This window comes from Chelatococcus sp. CO-6, from assembly GCF_001271345.1.
Taxonomy (GTDB): Bacteria; Pseudomonadota; Alphaproteobacteria; order Rhizobiales; family Beijerinckiaceae; genus Chelatococcus_A; species Chelatococcus_A caeni.
Window position 1 is genome coordinate 2,130,001 of record NZ_CP012398.1, and the last position, 16,891, is coordinate 2,146,891.

17 protein-coding genes (1 of these 17 cut by a window edge) are annotated in these 16,891 nt (G+C 69.6%); 14 read left to right on the forward strand and 3 right to left on the reverse strand.

Annotated elements, in window-relative coordinates:
• Together AL346_RS09980 and AL346_RS09985 are read right to left on the reverse strand one after the other, a co-directional pair.
• Positions 1-261: the beginning of a TonB-dependent receptor gene (locus tag AL346_RS09980; protein ID WP_156332851.1), read on the reverse strand. Its footprint begins 1,899 nt before the window's first position; the window shows 261 of its 2,160 coding nt (coding positions 1-261); its start codon is at positions 259-261; the stop codon falls past the left edge of the window.
• A 331-nt stretch (positions 262-592) separates the two neighbouring features.
• Positions 593-1,291 (reverse strand): GntR family transcriptional regulator, encoded by a 699-nt coding sequence (locus AL346_RS09985; RefSeq protein WP_019400065.1) that lies wholly within the window; start codon positions 1,289-1,291, stop codon positions 593-595.
• 122 nt (positions 1,292-1,413) lie between these two features.
• Between AL346_RS09985 and AL346_RS09990 the strand changes: the two genes are divergently transcribed.
• The 14 genes from AL346_RS09990 to AL346_RS10055 all read left to right on the forward strand — a co-directional run bounded on the left by AL346_RS09990 (position 1,414) and on the right by AL346_RS10055 (position 15,108).
• Positions 1,414-2,028, forward strand: coding sequence for a TRAP transporter small permease (locus AL346_RS09990; RefSeq protein WP_019400066.1), 615 nt, complete (start codon positions 1,414-1,416; stop codon positions 2,026-2,028).
• Entirely contained in the window at positions 2,025-3,296 is a 1,272-nt protein-coding gene (locus AL346_RS09995; RefSeq protein WP_019400067.1) for a TRAP transporter large permease, read from the forward strand. The genes AL346_RS09990 and AL346_RS09995 overlap by 4 nt, the downstream gene beginning before the upstream one ends.
• The gene (locus AL346_RS10000; protein ID WP_053193607.1) at positions 3,296-4,252 is read left to right on the forward strand and encodes a 3-hydroxyacyl-CoA dehydrogenase NAD-binding domain-containing protein; all 957 of its coding nucleotides are present in this window, start codon (positions 3,296-3,298) and stop codon (positions 4,250-4,252) included. The genes AL346_RS09995 and AL346_RS10000 overlap by 1 nt, the downstream gene beginning before the upstream one ends.
• On the forward strand, positions 4,249-5,220 hold the full coding sequence (locus AL346_RS10005; protein ID WP_019400070.1) for a TRAP transporter substrate-binding protein: 972 nt from the start codon (positions 4,249-4,251) through the stop codon (positions 5,218-5,220). Before AL346_RS10000 ends, AL346_RS10005 begins: the two co-directional genes overlap by 4 nt.
• A gap of 51 nt (positions 5,221-5,271) precedes the next feature.
• The gene (locus tag AL346_RS10010) at positions 5,272-6,135 is read left to right on the forward strand and encodes a VOC family protein (protein WP_053193610.1); all 864 of its coding nucleotides are present in this window, start codon (positions 5,272-5,274) and stop codon (positions 6,133-6,135) included.
• Positions 6,132-6,992, forward strand: a complete 861-nt coding sequence (locus AL346_RS10015; protein ID WP_019401400.1) for a VOC family protein — start codon at positions 6,132-6,134, stop codon at positions 6,990-6,992. Before AL346_RS10010 ends, AL346_RS10015 begins: the two co-directional genes overlap by 4 nt.
• Positions 6,989-7,669, forward strand: a complete 681-nt coding sequence (locus AL346_RS10020; protein ID WP_019401399.1) for a class II aldolase/adducin family protein — start codon at positions 6,989-6,991, stop codon at positions 7,667-7,669. Before AL346_RS10015 ends, AL346_RS10020 begins: the two co-directional genes overlap by 4 nt.
• An 11-nt stretch (positions 7,670-7,680) precedes the next feature.
• Entirely contained in the window at positions 7,681-9,135 is a 1,455-nt protein-coding gene (locus tag AL346_RS10025; RefSeq protein ID WP_019401398.1) for a 2-hydroxymuconic semialdehyde dehydrogenase, read from the forward strand.
• A 9-nt stretch (positions 9,136-9,144) separates the two neighbouring features.
• Positions 9,145-9,927, forward strand: coding sequence for a fumarylacetoacetate hydrolase family protein (locus AL346_RS10030; RefSeq protein WP_019401397.1), 783 nt, complete (start codon positions 9,145-9,147; stop codon positions 9,925-9,927).
• A gap of 7 nt (positions 9,928-9,934) precedes the next feature.
• Positions 9,935-10,717 (forward strand): HpcH/HpaI aldolase/citrate lyase family protein, encoded by a 783-nt coding sequence (locus AL346_RS10035; RefSeq protein WP_019401396.1) that lies wholly within the window; start codon positions 9,935-9,937, stop codon positions 10,715-10,717.
• Between the two features lie 143 nt (positions 10,718-10,860).
• Complete coding sequence (locus tag AL346_RS10040) at positions 10,861-11,802, forward strand: ABC transporter permease (protein ID WP_026014998.1); 942 nt, start codon at positions 10,861-10,863, stop codon at positions 11,800-11,802.
• Entirely contained in the window at positions 11,802-12,689 is an 888-nt protein-coding gene (locus AL346_RS10045; protein WP_019401394.1) for an ABC transporter permease, read from the forward strand. Before AL346_RS10040 ends, AL346_RS10045 begins: the two co-directional genes overlap by 1 nt.
• Before the next feature lie 3 nt (positions 12,690-12,692).
• On the forward strand, positions 12,693-13,472 hold the full coding sequence (locus AL346_RS10050) for a glycerophosphodiester phosphodiesterase family protein (protein WP_019401393.1): 780 nt from the start codon (positions 12,693-12,695) through the stop codon (positions 13,470-13,472).
• 73 nt (positions 13,473-13,545) lie between these two features.
• Positions 13,546-15,108, forward strand: coding sequence for an ABC transporter substrate-binding protein (locus AL346_RS10055; RefSeq protein WP_019401392.1), 1,563 nt, complete (start codon positions 13,546-13,548; stop codon positions 15,106-15,108).
• 300 nt (positions 15,109-15,408) lie between these two features.
• Here AL346_RS10055 and AL346_RS10060 read toward each other — a convergent pair whose 3' ends face one another.
• Entirely contained in the window at positions 15,409-16,884 is a 1,476-nt protein-coding gene (locus AL346_RS10060; RefSeq protein ID WP_019401391.1) for an alkaline phosphatase family protein, read from the reverse strand.
• Between the last annotated feature and the right edge of the window lie 7 nt (positions 16,885-16,891).

A 16,891-nucleotide genomic window follows, 5' to 3' on the forward strand; every position in this document is an offset into this window, starting at 1 on the left:
CCCGGAGCCGCGGACCTGGACGCGGGGCTGGTCGTTGCCGCCGAAGAAGTTCTGGATGACGACGCCGGGCACGCTCTCCAGAGCCTTGGATAGCGTGAGGTTGCCGGAGGCGAGCATGTCCTGCGACGTCACCAGCGCCGCGCCGCCCGGCAGCGCCCCGAGCCGCTCGGCGGCCGAGGACTTTTCGGCCGTCACCTCGATGGTTTCGAGGACCACGGTGCCGGGCGTCGCCGACTGGGCGAGGCAGGCCTCGCCGGCCATCACGAGAAACAGGACGGGCGCGAGGCCCGCCGCTTCGGGCCATCGCGGCAATTCAATACGCCCGGCGGCGTTCTTCTTTGCCCGCTTCGTCCCATATCTGCCGTTTGCTGCAAAAGCTGGTGCGTACATTGGCATCGCTCTAAAAGAAATATTTTATATATTTCTTTTTTCATCGCAGATCGGGCTTGTCAATGTGAGGGCCGGAAGGCTGTTGGCCGCCCAGGCGGCCGCGATGCCCCGCAGCGTGACGCTGCGGGCCGGCGGATTGCTTCGGAGGGGATGCTCCCGGCGCGTTACCGGGGAATGGCCGCCGGAGCTGGCGGGGGCCGGATCACCTGCGCCCGGCGTCCGCGAGGGCGGCGATGACGGCGTCCGTGGTGCGCTGCACGTGCGTGCGGATGGTGTCGACCGCGCGGGCCGTATCGCGTTCGAGTGCCGAATCGAGCAGGGCGCGATGCTCGAGGTGGATGTCGCGCGTCAGCACCGTGCGCACCCGCGACAGGCGGCGATAGCGCTCGTGGTGCTTGAACATCATCGCCCTCAGGCGCAGCAGCCAGGCCGAGGGGCAGGCGGAGACGAGGGCCTCGTGGAAGGCGTGGTTCAGCCGCTCCCATTCCGCGAGGTGGTCGACGCCCTGGTTGGCGCTCAATTCCAGCCGCTCAAGTCGGTGGTAGGTGGTGATGACGCGCTCCTCCCAGGCGCGGTCGCCGGCGGGGATCGATTCCGACAGCGCCTCGGCTTCCAGCATCTTGCGGAGATTGCCGATCTCGCGCGCGTCCTCCACCGACATCTCGGCCACGACGAAGCCGCGCTGGCCGAAGAGCGTCACGAGATGGTCGCCCGACAGGCGCGCCAGCGCCTCGCGCAGGGGACCGGCGCCGATGCCGTAGCGGTCGCGCAGCATCTCGATCTTCAGCTTCAGGCCCGGTCTCAGCTCGCCCGAGACGATGTCCTCACGGATGAGGCGGTAGGCCTTTTCCGCGTTCGTCTTGTCGACGAGTTCATCCGGGGAGGGGGCTACGACATTCATTCATGCCTCGGTCGCTGGCGACGCTTCGCCAGGGTGACGATAAGCGCGTCTCGCAAAAATATCAATTTTCAAATTGACATGGCAAAAATATCGATATTTTCTTCTGGCAGGGAGGAAAATCGATGCAAGAGACATCGACCCGCGACGCCCGGGCCATGGCACCGGCGCTCGCGCCCGGAAGGATCGTTGCGTGCGCGCCTGCGCTGGGGCGGCTGAGCCGCGCCCTGGCACGGATCGAGGCAGCCGTTGCCGGACTTGCCGTCTTCGTCGTCTTTTCGCTGCTGATGGCCAATGTCGTGTCGCGCAGCTTCGGCCGACCCCTGATCTGGACGGACGAGCTCGCCGTGAACTGCATGGTTTGGGCGGCCTTCATCGGCGCCTCCGTCGGGCTCGCGCACCGGCAGCACATCGCCGTCATGCTCCTGCCCGACATGCTGCCCGGACGCGTCGGGCGCGCGATGGCCATCGCCGTCGATCTTTCCCTGCTCCTCTTCCTCGGCGTGCTCGCCGTCGTGCTGTGGCGCTGGTTCGATCCGGTCGGCCTCCTGAAGGCCGAGACGCTGGAGGCGTTCAGCGCCGACACGTTCAACTTCATCTATCAGGAGCCGACGGTGACGCTCGGCGTAAGCAAGTTCTGGTTCTGGCTGGTCCTGCCCGTCTTCTGCCTGACGGCGATGCTGCACGTCGTCGCGGGCCTTGCCGCGCATGTCGCGGAACGCGGGGAGGCGCACCCGTGATCGTCGGCCTGTCCTTCGTCGGCTTCCTCGCGTTTGGCGTGCCGATCGCCTTCACGCTCGCTGGCGTCGCGCTCATCTACATCTTCGCCTCGGGCAACGGCATCCTCCTGCAGTCCTACGGCCAGCAGCTCTACGGCGGGCTCGAGAACTACGGGCTGCTGGCGTTGCCGCTCTTCATCCTTCTCGGCGAGTTCATGAATGCCGGCGGCATCGGCCGGCGGCTGATGGCCTTGGCGCTCGCCTTCCTCGGCTCGGTCCGCGGCGGGCTCGCCTATGTCAACCTCATCGCCAACATGATGATGGCGGCCATCCTCGGCTCCACCGTGGCGCAGATCACCATCATGTCGCGCCTCGCGGTGCCCGAGATGGAGCGGGCCGGCTATCCGCGCGACGTCTCGGTGGCGATCACCGCGGCCGGCGGCCTGCTGGCGCCGGTCATCCCGCCGTCGATGCTCTTCATCATCTTCGGCGTCGTGGCGCAGATCCCGATCGGCGACCTGTTCATCGCCGGCATCGTGCCGGGCCTTCTCATCTTCGCCGCCTTCATCCTCGTCATCGCCTGGCTCGGCCGCCGGCACGGTTTCCCCGCCAACGAGGCGATGACGTTGACCGAGCGCGTCCGCGCGGTGGCCGATGCCCTGCCGGCGGCGCTCATCCCGCTCATCATCATCGGCTCGATCCTCGGCGGCTTCGCGACGCCGACGGAATCGGCCGCCGTCGCCAGCCTGGCCGCCATTCTCGTCGGGCTCTTCGTCTATCGCGAGATGACGCTGGCGGACATCCTGCCGGCCTTCATCAATGCGGCGCGGGGATCGGCCATAGTGCTCTTCCTCATCGCGGCCGCGCAGGTCTTCAGCTGGGTCATCACTTTCGAGAACCTGCCCGCGCTCGTCGCCGCGGCCATGCAGGCGATGACGGAATCGCCCATCGTCTTCCTGTTGCTGCTCAATCTCCTGCTGCTCTGCCTCGGCATGATCACGGATCCGATCCCGGCGATCATCCTCATCGTGCCGGTGCTGCTGCCGGTGGCGACCGGCGTCTACGGCATCGACCCCTTCCACTTCGGCGTCGTGCTCTGCCTCAACCTGACGCTCGGCCTGCTCACGCCACCGGTCGGCACCGGCCTCTTCACGGCGGCTCTCATGGGCAATGTGCGGGCGGAGCGGTTGTCGCTCCTGCTCATCCCCTTCTTCCTCGCGACGGCGGCCGTCCTGCTGCTCATCGTCTTCTTCCCGGTGCTGTCGACCGGGCTCAAGGGGCTCCTGTGATGGCGCGGGTCTGGATCCTCGGCGGCGGGCTCATCGGCTGCGGATGGGCGGCGGCCTTCGCCGGCGCCGGCCATATCGTGACGGTGGTCGATCCCGATGCGGCGGCCGGCGGCCGGCTCGACGCCACCTGGGAAGCGGCGAAGCCGGTGATGGCGCGGCTCGGCACGCTTGCCGACGACGTGGTGCCGCCGCGCCTGTGCGGGCGGGTGGAGGATTGCGGCCCGGCGCCCGAGCTCGTGCAGGAGGCGTTGCCGGAGCGGCTCGACCTCAAGCGCGCCGCCCTTTCGGCCCTCGAGCCATACCTCGACGCCGGGACGCTGATCGCGTCGAGCTCCTCCGGCCTGTCGCCGGATGCCATGCAGGCGGGCCTCGCCCATCCCGGGCGGCTCTTCATCGCCCATCCCTGCAACCCGCCCTATCTCATGCCGGTCGTCGAATTGTGCGGCGGCGCGGCGACCGCCGAGGCGGTGCTGGCGCGTGCCGACGCCTTCTATGCCGCGATGGGTAAGACCGTGCTGCGCATGACGCGGCCCGTGCCGGGCCATCTCGTCAACCGCCTGCAGGCGGCGCTGTGGCGCGAGGCCGTGCATCTGGCGGGCGAGGGTGTCGCCAGCCTCGCCGACATCGAGCGGGCGGTGACGCTGGGCCTCGCGCCCCGCTGGTGCATCGTCGGCCCGTCCACCGTCTTCCACCTCGCCGGCGCCGAGGGCGGCATGGCACGGTTCCTCGAGGCGCTGGGGCCGGAATTCGAGCGCTGGTGGGCGAGCCTCGGCACGCCCGCGCTCGACGAAAAAATGCGCCGGGCCCTGGTCGACGGCATGAACGAGGCCGATCCGCGTCCGGTCGGCGCCATCGCCGCCGTGCGCGATGCGCGGCTGCCCGAACTTCTGGCGTTCCTCGCGCAAGCGGGGGCGCCGGCACATGAACGAGACATATCGGGAGGACATGAACAATGAAGGGCTTCAAGCTTCTGGCTGCGACCGCGACCCTTGCTGCCGGGCTCATTGCCGGCTCGGCGCAGGCGCAGCAATATCGCATCGGCCTCATCACGCCGCCGCCGCACCAATGGTCGAAATCGGCCGAGGTCATCGCCAAGCGCCTCGACGAGGGCTCGAACGGGCGCATCAAGCTGCTCGTTTTCCCCTCCGGCCAGCTCGGCAACGAGGCGCAGATGCTGCAGCAGCTGCAGACCGGGGCGCTCGACTTCGCCTTCCTCACGGTCGGGGAATTGACCAACCGCGACCCGAACTACGGCATCTTCCTCGCGCCCTATCTCGTCAAGGACGCCGCCGGCGCCCGCCGCCTGCTCAAGGGCAAGGTGGCGCAGAAGCTCAGCGACGAGGTCACGAAATTCGGCCTCAAGGGCCTCGGCTGGGGCATGGCCGGCATGCGGCAGATCGTGATGGCCGGCAAGGTCGAGAGCGCGGCCGACATCGCCGGCAAGAAGATCCGCACCGTGCCGCTCAAGCAGGAGCTCGACTTCTGGACCAAGCTCGGCGCCGCCCCGACGCCGATGCCGCTGCCGGCGCTCTATGACGCCTTCGCCAACCGGCAGGTCGACGGCATGCAGATCGACTTCGAAGGCACCTGGAACTCGAAATACTACGACCACGCGGGCACGATCATCGAATCCAACCACATGATGTTCCCGATGATCGCGGTCGCCTCGGGCCGCAAGTGGCAGACGGTCCCCGCCGAGGACCAGGCGCTGATCGAGAAGGTCATGTCCGAGGAGATCGACAACATCGTCGCCGCCTATGCGAAGATCGATGCGGACTATCTTGCCCAGCTCAAGACGACGAAGGTGCCGGTGATCAAGGTGGATCGCGCCTTCTTCGGCAAGGCGGTGGATGCCTGGTACGCCGAGTGGAGCGAGCAGACGCCGCTGCTCGGCGCGCTGGAGGCCGACGTCGCTGCCCAGTGACGTGCATGAGGCGCGCGGCGTGCTGATGGCCGCCGCGCGCAGGAGGAAACGATGACGCTCGCTTACCGTGACTTGCGCTACATCCGCGTCGACGTCGACGATCTCGACGCCGCATCGGGTTTTGCCGCGGAGATCTTCGGCCTGCAGCCCGCCGACCGCAGCGATCGGCACGCCCGCTTCCGCTCCGACGCCCGCAATTATGCACTGTGCTATTCGACGGCGGGGGACGGCGGGGCCGTCGCCCTGACGGTGGCGCGGAGCGAGGACCTCGACATTGCCGCGGAGCGGCTCAAGTCCTACGAACCGCGCCGCCTCACGGGCGAGGAGGCGGCCGAACGCCAGGTCAAGGCGGGGCTCGCCGTCATGGCGCCCAACGGGGTGACGGTCGAGCTCGTCTGGCGACCGCTCACCTCCGGCTGGCGTTACCACGGCCCGCGCGACGCCGGCATCACGGGCTTTCAGGCCGTGCAGCTCGCCTGCATCGACATCTCCGCCAACGAGGCCTTCTGGACGCGCGGCGTCGGCGCCGAGGTGTCGGACTGGGCGGGGGACGCGGTCTTCCTGCGCATCGACGACGCCCATCACAGGATCGCGCTCTATCCCTCGCGCCGTGACGGGCTGCTCGGCGCCACCTGGGCCGTCGAGGGCATCAACAATGTCATGCAGGACTGGTACTTCCTGCAGGGCCGGCAGATGCCGATCGTCCACGGGCCCGGCCGCCAGCCGACTTCCGGCGCCATCTTCGTCACGACCCGGGGCCCCGGCGACATCCTCTACAGCTATGCCGCCGAAACCGAGGAAGGGCCGCAGATCGCGGCCCGCGGCCCGCGCCAGTTCGCCGACGGCGCGCTCTCGCACTGCGCCTGGGGCTCTCCCTGCGCGGTCCGCGAGTTCATGGGAGGAGACGCGGAATGATCGAGCTCAAGGACGTCGTCTATTGCCGCCTCGGTACGCGCGACCTCGCCGGCGCCGAATGGTTCGCCGTCAACATCCTCGGCCTCGAGGTGTCGGAGCGCCGCCGCGGCGCCACCTATTTCAAGTCGGACGCGCGCGAGCACACCCTGTGCTACTTCGAGGGCGATCCGGCCGACCAGGTCACCGCCTTCGAGATCGGTTCCTCCGACGACCTGCAGCGCGCTGCCGCGACGCTGGAGCGCCTGGGCCATGCCGTGCATTACGGCTCGCCGGCGGAGTGCGACGCACGCCACGTGCGCGAGTTCATCCGCTTCAGCGACCCGACCGGCAACGGCATCGAATTCGTCGTGCGCCCCGCCGTCTCCGGCCGGCGCTATCACGGCACCCGCGATGCCGGCATCACCGGCTTCTCGCACGTCGGGCTCTGCACCACGGATCCCGAGCGGGACGAGGCCTTCTGGACGCAGGTGTGCAACGCCCGCGTCTCGGACCGCATCGGCGATGCGCCCCTGATGCGGCTCGGCACCATCCACCATTCCATCGCGCTCTTCCCGTTCCACAGGGCCGGCATCCAGCATATCAACCACCAGGTGGAGAGCGCCGACGACATCCAGCGCTCCTTCACGCACGTGCGCGAGAACCAGGTGAACATCACCTTCGGACCGGGCCGGCATCCGACGTCCTCCGCCCAGTTTCTCTACTTCACGGGTCCTGAGGGCATGACCTTCGAATACTCGACGGGCGTGTGCGAGATCCACGACGAGCCACTCTGGCGCGACCGTCAGTTCCATTTCGAGCCCAAGGGCTTCTGCCACTGGGGCGCCAAGCCCAACATCGCGGCCTTCAAGGACAAATGAGCGACGATCTCTCACGCACCGTGCGCATCGCGGCGCGCGCGCTCGCACGCGCCGGGCTGGTGCACGCCTATGGCCATTGCTCGGCGCGCAGCGACGCCGGCCATTTCCTCGTCTGCCCGTCGCGGCCCATGGGCCAGGTGCGTCCGGGCGAGGCCTGCACCCGCGTGCCCGTGGAAGGGCCGCTGCCTGACGGAGTCCTCGGCGAGGTGCGGCTGCACCAGCGCATCTATGCCACGCGCTCCGGGGCGGGCGGGGTCGTGCGCTTCATGTCGCCGTCGATGATGGCGCTTGCCGCCCTCGGGCGCGTGCCGGCGATGCGGCACGGCTTCGGCACCTATTTCGCGCCGCGCGTCGGCTTCTGGGACGACATCCAGCTGGTGCGCGACGATGTGAAGGCGCGCGGCGTGATCGACGCCATGGGCGAGAGCGCCGGCGTCATGATGCGCGGCAACGGCGCCGTGGTGGCGGGCGCGAGCCTCGCGGAGGCCGTCGTGCTCGCCTGGTATCTGGAAGACATGTGCCGCATCGAGCTCGCGGCGCTGGCGAGCGGCCTTGCCGCGAGCGCGCCCGTCATCGGGGTGGAGGCGGCGGCCGAACGCGCGACGCGCGCGGGACGGATCTTCGAGCGGATGTGGGACTACCTGACCGAGGGCGACCCCGAGTTGCCGCCGGCGTGAAAGGACGACACGTGACCAAGTTTCTCAATTTCATCGACGGCGCCTTCGTCGCCGGCAGCGGCGAGGCGTTCGAGAACCGCTTTCCGACCACCGGCGAGGTGATCGGCGAGGTGTCGGCGGCGGGCAAGGCCGAGGTCGATGCTGCCGTGGGCGCCGCCCGCGCCGCCCTCGCCGGCCCGTGGGGGCGGATGTCGGTCGCCGAGCGTGTCGGCCTCCTGCGCAAGCTCGCCGACGGCATCAACGCCCGTTTCGACGAGTTCCTCGCCGCCGAGATCCGCGACACGGGCAAGCCGCGCTCCATCGCGAGCCATATCGACATTCCCCGCGGCGCGGCCAACTTCAACGTCTTCGCCGACCAGATCCTGACCGCCTCGACCGAGACCTTCGAGATGGCGACGCCGGACGGGGCCGGCGCGCTGAACTACGCCCTGCGCGTGCCGCGCGGCGTCATCGCCGTCATCTGCCCCTGGAACCTGCCGCTGCTGCTGATGACCTGGAAGGTCGCCCCGGCGCTCGCCTGCGGCAACACCGTCGTGGTGAAGCCCTCCGAGGAGACGCCGGCGACGGCGACGCTGCTCGGCGAGGTGATGAACGCGGTGGGCATGCCGCGCGGCGTCTACAACGTGGTCCACGGCCAGGGGCCGGGCGCGGCGGGCGAGTTCCTCACCAGCCATCCGGACGTCGACGGCATCACCTTCACCGGCGAGACGCGCACGGGCGAGGCCATCATGCGCGCCGCGGCGGCCGGCGTGCGGCCGGTCTCGCTCGAGCTCGGCGGCAAGAACGCCGGCATCGTCTTCGACGACGCCGATCTCGAGGCGACGCTCGAAGGCATCGGGCGAGCGTGCTTTGCCAATACCGGCCAGGTCTGCCTCGGCACGGAGCGGCTCTACGTGCAGCGCGGCATCTTCGACCGCCTCGTCGAGGGCCTCGCCGCGAAGGCGCGCAGCTACCGCTTCGGCGATCCCTTCGACCCGGCGACGACGATGGGTCCGCTCATCAGCGCCGAGCATCGCGAGAAGGTGCTGTCCTATTACGCCAAGGCGCGGACCGAGGGCGCCACGTTGCTGGCCGGTGGCGGCGTGCCGGAGCTGCAGGGCTTCGAGGGCGGCTACTGGGTGGAGCCGACGGTGTGGACCGGCCTGCCCGAGACCTCGCCGGTGGTGAGCGAGGAGATCTTCGGCCCCTGCACGCATGTCACGCCCTTCGACAGCGAGGAGGAGGCGCTCATGCTCGCCAACGACAGCCCCTACGGCCTCGCCACCTCGATCTGGACTACCAACCTCAGCCGCGCCCACCGCGTCGCCCGCGGCATCGAGGTCGGCATCGTCTGGGTCAACTGCTGGTTCCTGCGCGACCTGCGCACGCCCTTCGGTGGCGCCAAGGCCTCCGGCATCGGCCGCGAGGGCGGGCTGCACTCGCTCGAATTCTACACCGAACTGCGCAACGTCTGCGTCAAGCTCTAAGGACCGCTCATGCTGACCGAACAAGAACGCGCCCAGGCCGTCGCGGGGCTGCTCGAAAGCCATCGCACCAAGAAGCAGGGCAAGCGTCCCTCCGAGATGTTCCCGCATATCGAGATCGCCGACAGCTACGCGATCTCCTCGGCCGTCGCGGAGGCGCGGGTGAAGGCTGGCGCGAAGATCATCGGCCACAAGATCGGCCTGACCTCGAAGGCGATGCAGGCCTCTTCGAAGATCGACGAGCCGGACTACGGCTACATGTTCGACGACCTCGTTCTCGCCGACGGCGCCAAGGTGCGCTTCGAGGACTTCTGCGTGCCGCGCGTCGAACCCGAGCTCACCTTCATCCTCAAGGAGCCGCTGAAGGGGCCCAACGTCGGGCTCGTCGATGTGATGCGCGCCACCGAGTGGGTCGTGCCGTCGATCGAGATCATCGACGCGCGCGTCGAGGAGCCGCGGCGCATCTTCGACACGGTCGCCGACAACGGCGCCGCTGCCGGGCTCATCCTGGGGGGGCGACCCGTGCGGCCGGAGGATGTCGACCTGCGCTGGGTCGGCGCCATCTTCTACCGCAATTCCGAGATCGAGGAGACGGGGCTGGCAGCCGGCGTGCTCGGCCACCCGGCCATGGCGGTCGCCTGGCTCGCCAACAAGCTCGCGCCCTTCGACGTGACGCTGGAGCCCGGCCACATGCTGCTCTCGGGCAGCTTCACCCGCCCGGTCTGGGCGAAGAAGGGCGACACCCTGCATGCCGATTTCGGGCCGCTCGGCTCGGTCGCCGTCCAGTTCGTGTGAGGCATCCATGCAGGCGCCGAAGAACACCTTCAAGAGCCGGCTCCTCGCCGGCGAGATGCTGCACGGCCTGTGGATGTCGCTGGCGAGCCCGGTCGCGGCCGAGGCCCTGTCGCTCGTCGGCTTCGACTGGCTGCTGTTCGACACCGAACATGCGCCGGTCGATATTGCCGGCGTGCAGCCCCTGCTGCAGGCCGCAGCCGTCGGCACGGCCGCGCCCGTCGTGCGGCCGGCCTGGAACGACAAGGTGCTGATCAAGCGCCTGCTCGACATCGGCGCGCAGACCCTGCTCGTGCCCTTCGTCGAGACGGCCGCGGAGGCGCAGGCGGCGGTCGCCGCGACGCGCTATCCGCCCGAAGGCGTTCGCGGCGTCGCCGGCTCCACCCGTGCGAGCCGCTTCGGCCTCACGGGGGATTATTTCGAGGTCGCCAACCGGGAGATCTGCGTGCTCGTGCAGATCGAGACCGGCGCGGCCCTCGGCCGGCTCGAGGAGATCGCCGCCGTCCCGGGCGTCGACGGCATCTTCATCGGCCCGTCGGACCTTGCCGCCTCGCTCGGTCATCTCGGCCGGCCTGGCCACCCGGAGGTGCAGGAGGCGCTGCGCACGGCGGCCGAGCGCCTCGCCCGCATCGGCAAGCCGGCCGGCATCCTCGCCACCAGGGCCGAGGACGCCATCCGCTACGCCGAATGGGGCTATCGCTTCGTCGCCGGCGGCGTCGACCTCGGCCTCATGCTCGGCGCGGCGGCGGCGCTCAGGCGACAGGTGAGCGAGGCCGCGGCCGCGCGCGCCTGATCGCTGAAGGCGGTCGGCTGTGCACAACGCGCGGCCAGCCGGCTGGAGGGCGTGACCAAGGAAGCGCTGTCATCAATCTGTTGCGGATCGGCTTCAACAAGGGCGCAGCCGTTTTCGAGCCTGCCATCCTTGCCGAGAAGCCGATGACGCGATTCCTCGCCCTGCGGGTCGGGCGTGCCCTCCTCACCCTGTTCCTGTGCGTGTCCGGCGTCTTCATCGCGCTGCGCGCTGCCGGCGATCCCGCCGACATCATGCTGTCGATGGACACGCCGCCCGACGTGCGCGAGTACTATCGCGAGCTATGGGGCCTCAACCAGCCGCTGTGGGAGCAATATCTTCGCTATCTTTTCAGCGTCGTGCGCGGCGACTTCGGCCTGTCCTTCGCCGATGAGCGGCCGGCCTTCACCGCCGTGGTCGAGGCGCTGCCCAAGACCGCGCTGCTCGGCTTCTCCGCGCTGTTCCTCGCCCTCGTCATCGGTCTGCCGCTCGGCATCCTCGCGGCCATCCGCCACAACAGCGTCATCGACCGCCTGGCGATGGCCTCCGCCGTCTTCGGCTATGCCATTCCCGTCTTCTTCCTCGGCATCCTCCTCATCCTGCTTTTCGCCCTGAAGCTCAGGGTGCTGCCCTCGGCCGGCTCCGACAGCCTCGTTCACCTCATCTTGCCGACGGTGACGCTCGGCCTGCCGCTCGCGGGGCGGCTCGCGCGTTTCGCCCGCACGGCGACGCTCGAGGTCTTGGGCAAGCCCTTCATCCGGGCGGCGCGCGGGCGCGGCGTGCTGCCGCTCGCGGTGATCCTGCGCCACGCCCTGCCCAACGCCTCGGTGCCGCTGCTGATGTTCCTCGGCATCGAGATCGGCAACATCCTCGCGGGGGCGGCCGTCACCGAGACGATCTTCGCCTGGCCGGGCCTTGGCCGCCTCGTCGTCGATGCGGTGGCGACGCGCGACCTGCCGGTGGTGCAGGCCTGCATCGTCACCGTCACCCTCATCATGGTCGTCTCCAACCTCCTGGTCGACGTGCTGCACATCCTCATCGACCCGCGGCTCGGCGGCTTCCGCGGCGCGCAGGGGGCGCACGCCTGATGAGCGCGCTCGAGCCCGCCAGCCGTCTCGCCGCACCGGCCCCGCGGCGCCGCGCCAGCTTTCCCATGTCGCCGCTCGTCGCGCTGTCGGCGGGCTTTCTCGTCCTCGTCGTCTTCGTCGCCATCTTCGCCGACTGGCTGGCGCCGGTTCACTACACGACGCAGAACCTCCTCGCCCGCATGCGCCCGCCGATGAGCGAGGCCGGCGACATGCTCCACGTGCTGGGCACGGATCATCTCGGCCGGGATATCCTCAGCCGGCTCATCTACGCCACGCGCAGCTCCATCCTCATCGCCGTGATGGGCACGCTCATCGGCGCCGTCTTCGGCACCCTGCTCGGCTTCCTTGCCGCCCGGTTCCGCGGCCTTATCGATCAGGCCATCATGATGCTGGTCGATGCCCAGGCGGCCGTGCCGGCGCTCATCCTCGCGCTGACGCTGCTCGCCTTCTTCGGCAACAACATCGTCCTCTTCATCGTTCTCGTCAGCCTCGACGGATGGGAGAAGTACACGCGCCTCGCGCGCGGGCTCGTCGTCTCGGAACAGGCGAGCGACTACATCAATGCGGTGGAGGCCCTCGGCGCGCGCTCGGCGCGCGTCATCTTCCGCCATCTCCTGCCCAATATCGTCGCCTCGCTCGTCGTGCAGGCGACGCTGAACTTTCCCGCCACGATCCTGCTCGAGACCTCCCTGTCCTTCCTCGGCCTCGGGGTGCAGCCGCCGGGGACGTCGCTCGGGCTCATGCTGGGCGAGGGGCGGCGCTACCTGCTCAACGCCTGGTGGATCGCGGTCTTCCCCGGCGTCGCCATCTTCCTGACGACGCTGTCCATGAGCCTCTTCGGCGACTGGCTGCGCGACAGGCTCGACCCCACCCTGAGGCGGAGATAGCGCATGACCTTTCCCTGGCGCTCCCCCGGCTCCCGCCCGCTCGTCATCGCCCATCGCGGCGGCGCGGCGCTCGCGGGCGAGAACACGGCGGCGGCCTTCGCAGCCGCTGTGGCGGCCGGTGCCGATGCGGTGGAGACGGACGTGCGTGTCACGGCCGACGGCGCCTTGGTCTGCGTGCACGATGCCGATCTCCTGCGCCTCGCCGGCGACCCGCGATCCGTGGCGGCGCTCGACCTCACCACCTTGCGCGCCGTCCTGCCCGGCCTGCTCACGCTGGCCGAGGCGATCGCGGCCTCGGCGCCGCTGGGGCTGCTGCTCGACGTCAAGCTGAAGGACACGCGCGTCCTGCCGGGGATCCTCGGTGCCGTCGACACGCAGGACGCCGGCGGGCGGGTGCTGCTTGGTCTGCGCGACACGGCTCTCATCGTGGCTGCCCGCGCCCTGACGGACCTGCCCGTCCTCGCCTTCGCCGCCGATCCGGACGGCGCCGCCGCTGCCCGCGGCGCGGGGGCGGACTGGTTCAGGCTCTGGCAGGGCGATCTGTCGGGCGAACGCGTGGCGGCCGTGCGCGCCGCCGGGCTCCGGCTCGCCGTGATGGTGGGCCAGCCGCGCGCCGAGCCCCTGCCGGGCTATCCGCCCTTTCCCGTGGGCCACGTCGATGGCGACGGCCTCACCCGCATCGCGCAATGCGCGCCCGACGCCGTGCTCCTCGACGATCCGCGGCTCCTGAAAGTGGGCACGCCGTCCACAGCCCGTCACGCGCCTGTCGTCTCACCGGGTTAGGGCCCATCGCGTCCTTCCGCCGTCCGTTTTGTCCGCGATCGCGTCCGCGCACGGCCACCTCAGGGAGTAGCCCATGGTCTCCATCACCCGTCGCCGCCTGCTCGAAGGAGCGGTTGCGGCCCCCTTGCTCGTCAAGGCCTCCTTCGCTCTCGCCGCCCCGGAGCAGCGCCCGTCCTTCACGGTGGCCGTTGCCGATCTGCCGGCCACGCTCGAGCCGGCGCGCGAGCTCTCCAACGTCGGCACGCGCGTCACCTATTCCATCTTCGATACGCTCATCCGCCGCGACTTCCTCGGCTCGCCCGACGGCGGCGGCTCGGAACTCAAGCCACATCTGGCGACGAAGTGGGAGCGCGTGTCGCCGTCCGAGCTCGTCGTCACGCTGCGCCAGGGCGTGAAGTTCCACAACGGGGACGAGCTGACGTCCGAGGACGTGGCCTACACCTTCCGCGAGGGGCGCCTGTGGGGCGACAAGGCGGAGATTCCCGGCGGCCGGCCCTATTTCGGCGTCCTCGCCTCCGTCGAGCCCGTCGACCGCTACACGGTCCGCTTCCGCACGCGCGTGCCGGACGTGCTGCTGGAGCAGCGGCTCGCCTCCTGGTGCGCGTGGATCGTCAACAAGCGCGCCTATGAGGAGCTGGGCTTCCAGGGCTATTCCCGCCAGCCGGTGGCCACCGGTCCCTATCGGGTCGTCTCGCACAACGCCGCGGACGAGACGGTGCTCGACGCCTTCGACGATTATTTCATGGGCCGGCCGACAGCGCGCCGTGTCGTCTTCAAGCGCGTGCCCGAGCTCGCGGCACGCGTCGCCGGCCTCGTCGCCGGCGACTACGACCTCATCACCAACGTGCCGCCCGACCAGGTCGATGTGGTCGGCAGCTATGACGACATCGACGTGCGCACCGTGGTGCTCGCCAACGTCCATGTCCTCGCCTTCAGCGCCAAGGACAAGCTGCTCGCCGACAAGCGCATCCGCCAGGCGCTGGCCTGCGCCATCGACCGGCAGCACCTCGTCGACACGCTCTGGCAGGGCATGGCCAAGGTGCCGGCGAGCCACAACTTCCCCGAATACGGGCAGATGTTCGTCGAGGGCCGCGCGCTGCCCTACGATCCCGAGAAGGCGAAGGCCCTCCTCGCGGAGGCGGGCTACAAGGGCGAGCCTGTGGTCTACCGCACGCAGGCCAACTACTACACCAATGCCCTCGAGGCGGCGCAGATCCTGATCGAGCAGTGGAAGGCCGTGGGCATCAACGCCTCGCTGCAGGTCGTCGAGAATTCCACCCAGATGCGCGGCGAAGGCGCACAGATCTTCAACTGGTCCAACTCCACCCGCCTGCCCGACCCGCTGGGCGCCATCTGGGTGGCGTGGGGGCCGGACGGCGAGATCCAGACGGCCGGTCACTGGCAATCGGCCGAGGCGTTCAACAGGCTGGGCCGCGCCCTCGAGGCCGAGGTGGACCCCGCCGAGCGCAAGGCGCTGTTCACGCAGATGCTCGACACCTGGGAGGACGAGGCGCCGGCCACGATCCTCTACCAGCCGAGCGAATCCTACGCGATCAAGAAGTCCATCGCCTGGCGGCCGACCACCTTCTATTTCATGGACCTGAGGCCGGACAACCTGTCCTTCGGCAAGGTCTGAGCAGGCCGCGCAAAAAGGCAGCGTACAAGATGAAAGCGCCCTCCCGGATCCGGGAGGGCGCTTTTCCAGCATGTGACTTCAAGGTGTGTGCTGATCCTCCCCGCCGTAACGGGGAGTGGCGCCGCGAAGCGGCGACGGAGGGGGCCACGCGGTCGGCGTCAGGAGCGCCGTACCCGGTCTTGACCCCGCCCGTCTCGCGCCTTCGGCGCGATCCACCCTGCCCTCAAGGGGAGGGATCAAGCTGGAGCCTGCGCCGATTTGAATCCATCTTGCCAGTGCGGCGCGGCGTCGCCGGCGCGATCAGTGCCCGCCGCTCAGGATGAAGCGCCGGCCGTCCTCCGCCACCACGTCGACATGCTGGGAGAAGGCGCCGCTGCCCGTGGCGTGGCGCGCCGTTACGGCTTCCTGCCGCGCGGGGCGGGCGAGGTTGCGGCCCTGCATCGTCTCAGCCTTGGGCAGGCCCAGCAGCCCGAGAACGGTCGGCGCGATGTCGATGATGCCGGCCGGCCCCGTCGTGACCTCCGCGCCGAGCCCGGGGGCGGCGACGATGAGCAGGCTGTTGAGCTCGTGCCGGTTCAGCCCGCCGTGCATGCCGCCGCCGAGCGGCACGTCACCCGGCGTCATGATGCCGAGCCCGGTGAGGCCATGGGCATCGGTGCCGAGATCGGAGGCGAGGGCGAACATGAGGTCCGGGCTGCGTGCATGGGCGTTGTTGACGAGCCCGAGCGAGAGCGTGCCGGGGATCTCGCCCTCCACCTCGTTGCGCGGCTTCGAGAAGACATGGCTGACAGCCGGCTGCTCCATCAGCCAGGCGGCGATGCGCGCGAGGGCCGCGGGATCGGCGTCCTTCAGGCGGATCTCGCCGCTGCGCCCGCCGGTGACGACGAAGGCGGCTTCGTCGAGCTCGTCCTTGAGGCCGAGCGCGAAGCCGGCGGCGGCGGCCTCGTCGAAGAGCGGATGGGCGACATTGGCGGAGATCTGGCCGTGGTCAGAGGCGGCGATCACGGCGATGCGCTCGCCGTCCGGCTGCGCCTCCACCCAGTCGAGGATGACGCCGAAGGCCCTGTCCGCCTCGGCCACGGCGGCCTTGGCCTCCGGCGAGCCGATGCCCTTGTAGTGGAAGGTGGTGTCGGGCTCGTTGAACCAGACGAGCGCCACGTCGGGGCGCAGCTGCGGCAGCACGTGTTCGGCCATGACCCGGCCGGCGTGCCGACATTCGGCGAGCCGCGGCAGGGCGCGCTCCGGCAGTAGGCCGAGGTGGGCGACGACCTCCTCGACGGCTTCGGGCGTCTGCGTGCCGGCAGGGCCGAGCATCGAGAACGTCCAGTGGCCGTTGGCGCGGGCGCGCGGATTGATGAAATGCGTCGAGCCGGGCGACCCTGTGTGCACCACCGCCAGGCGCCGGCCGGCACGGGCGAGCACGTCGCCGAGCGTGTCGACGCCGACGAGGCGCCCACCGTGGTGCGCCTCCACGCGCCGGATGTGCTCGCTCTCGCCCGTGTTGAACACGCGCTCCGGCATGGCCTCGGCATGGTAGAACATGTTGCCGACCACGCCGTGTACCGTCGGCGGTGCGCCGGTCGCGATCGAGGTGGTGGCGACGCGCGTGACGGAGGGGAAGATGCTGCGCGCCTCGCGGAACCAGGTGCCGCGGGCGGCGAGCCGCATGATGTTGGGCGTGAGCTCGGGTGTCACGAGGTCGGGCCGCAGCCCGTCGAATACCGCCACGATCACCCGGTCGGCGGCCGCCGTCTCCTGCGCCAGATCCTGCGCCATGTCACAT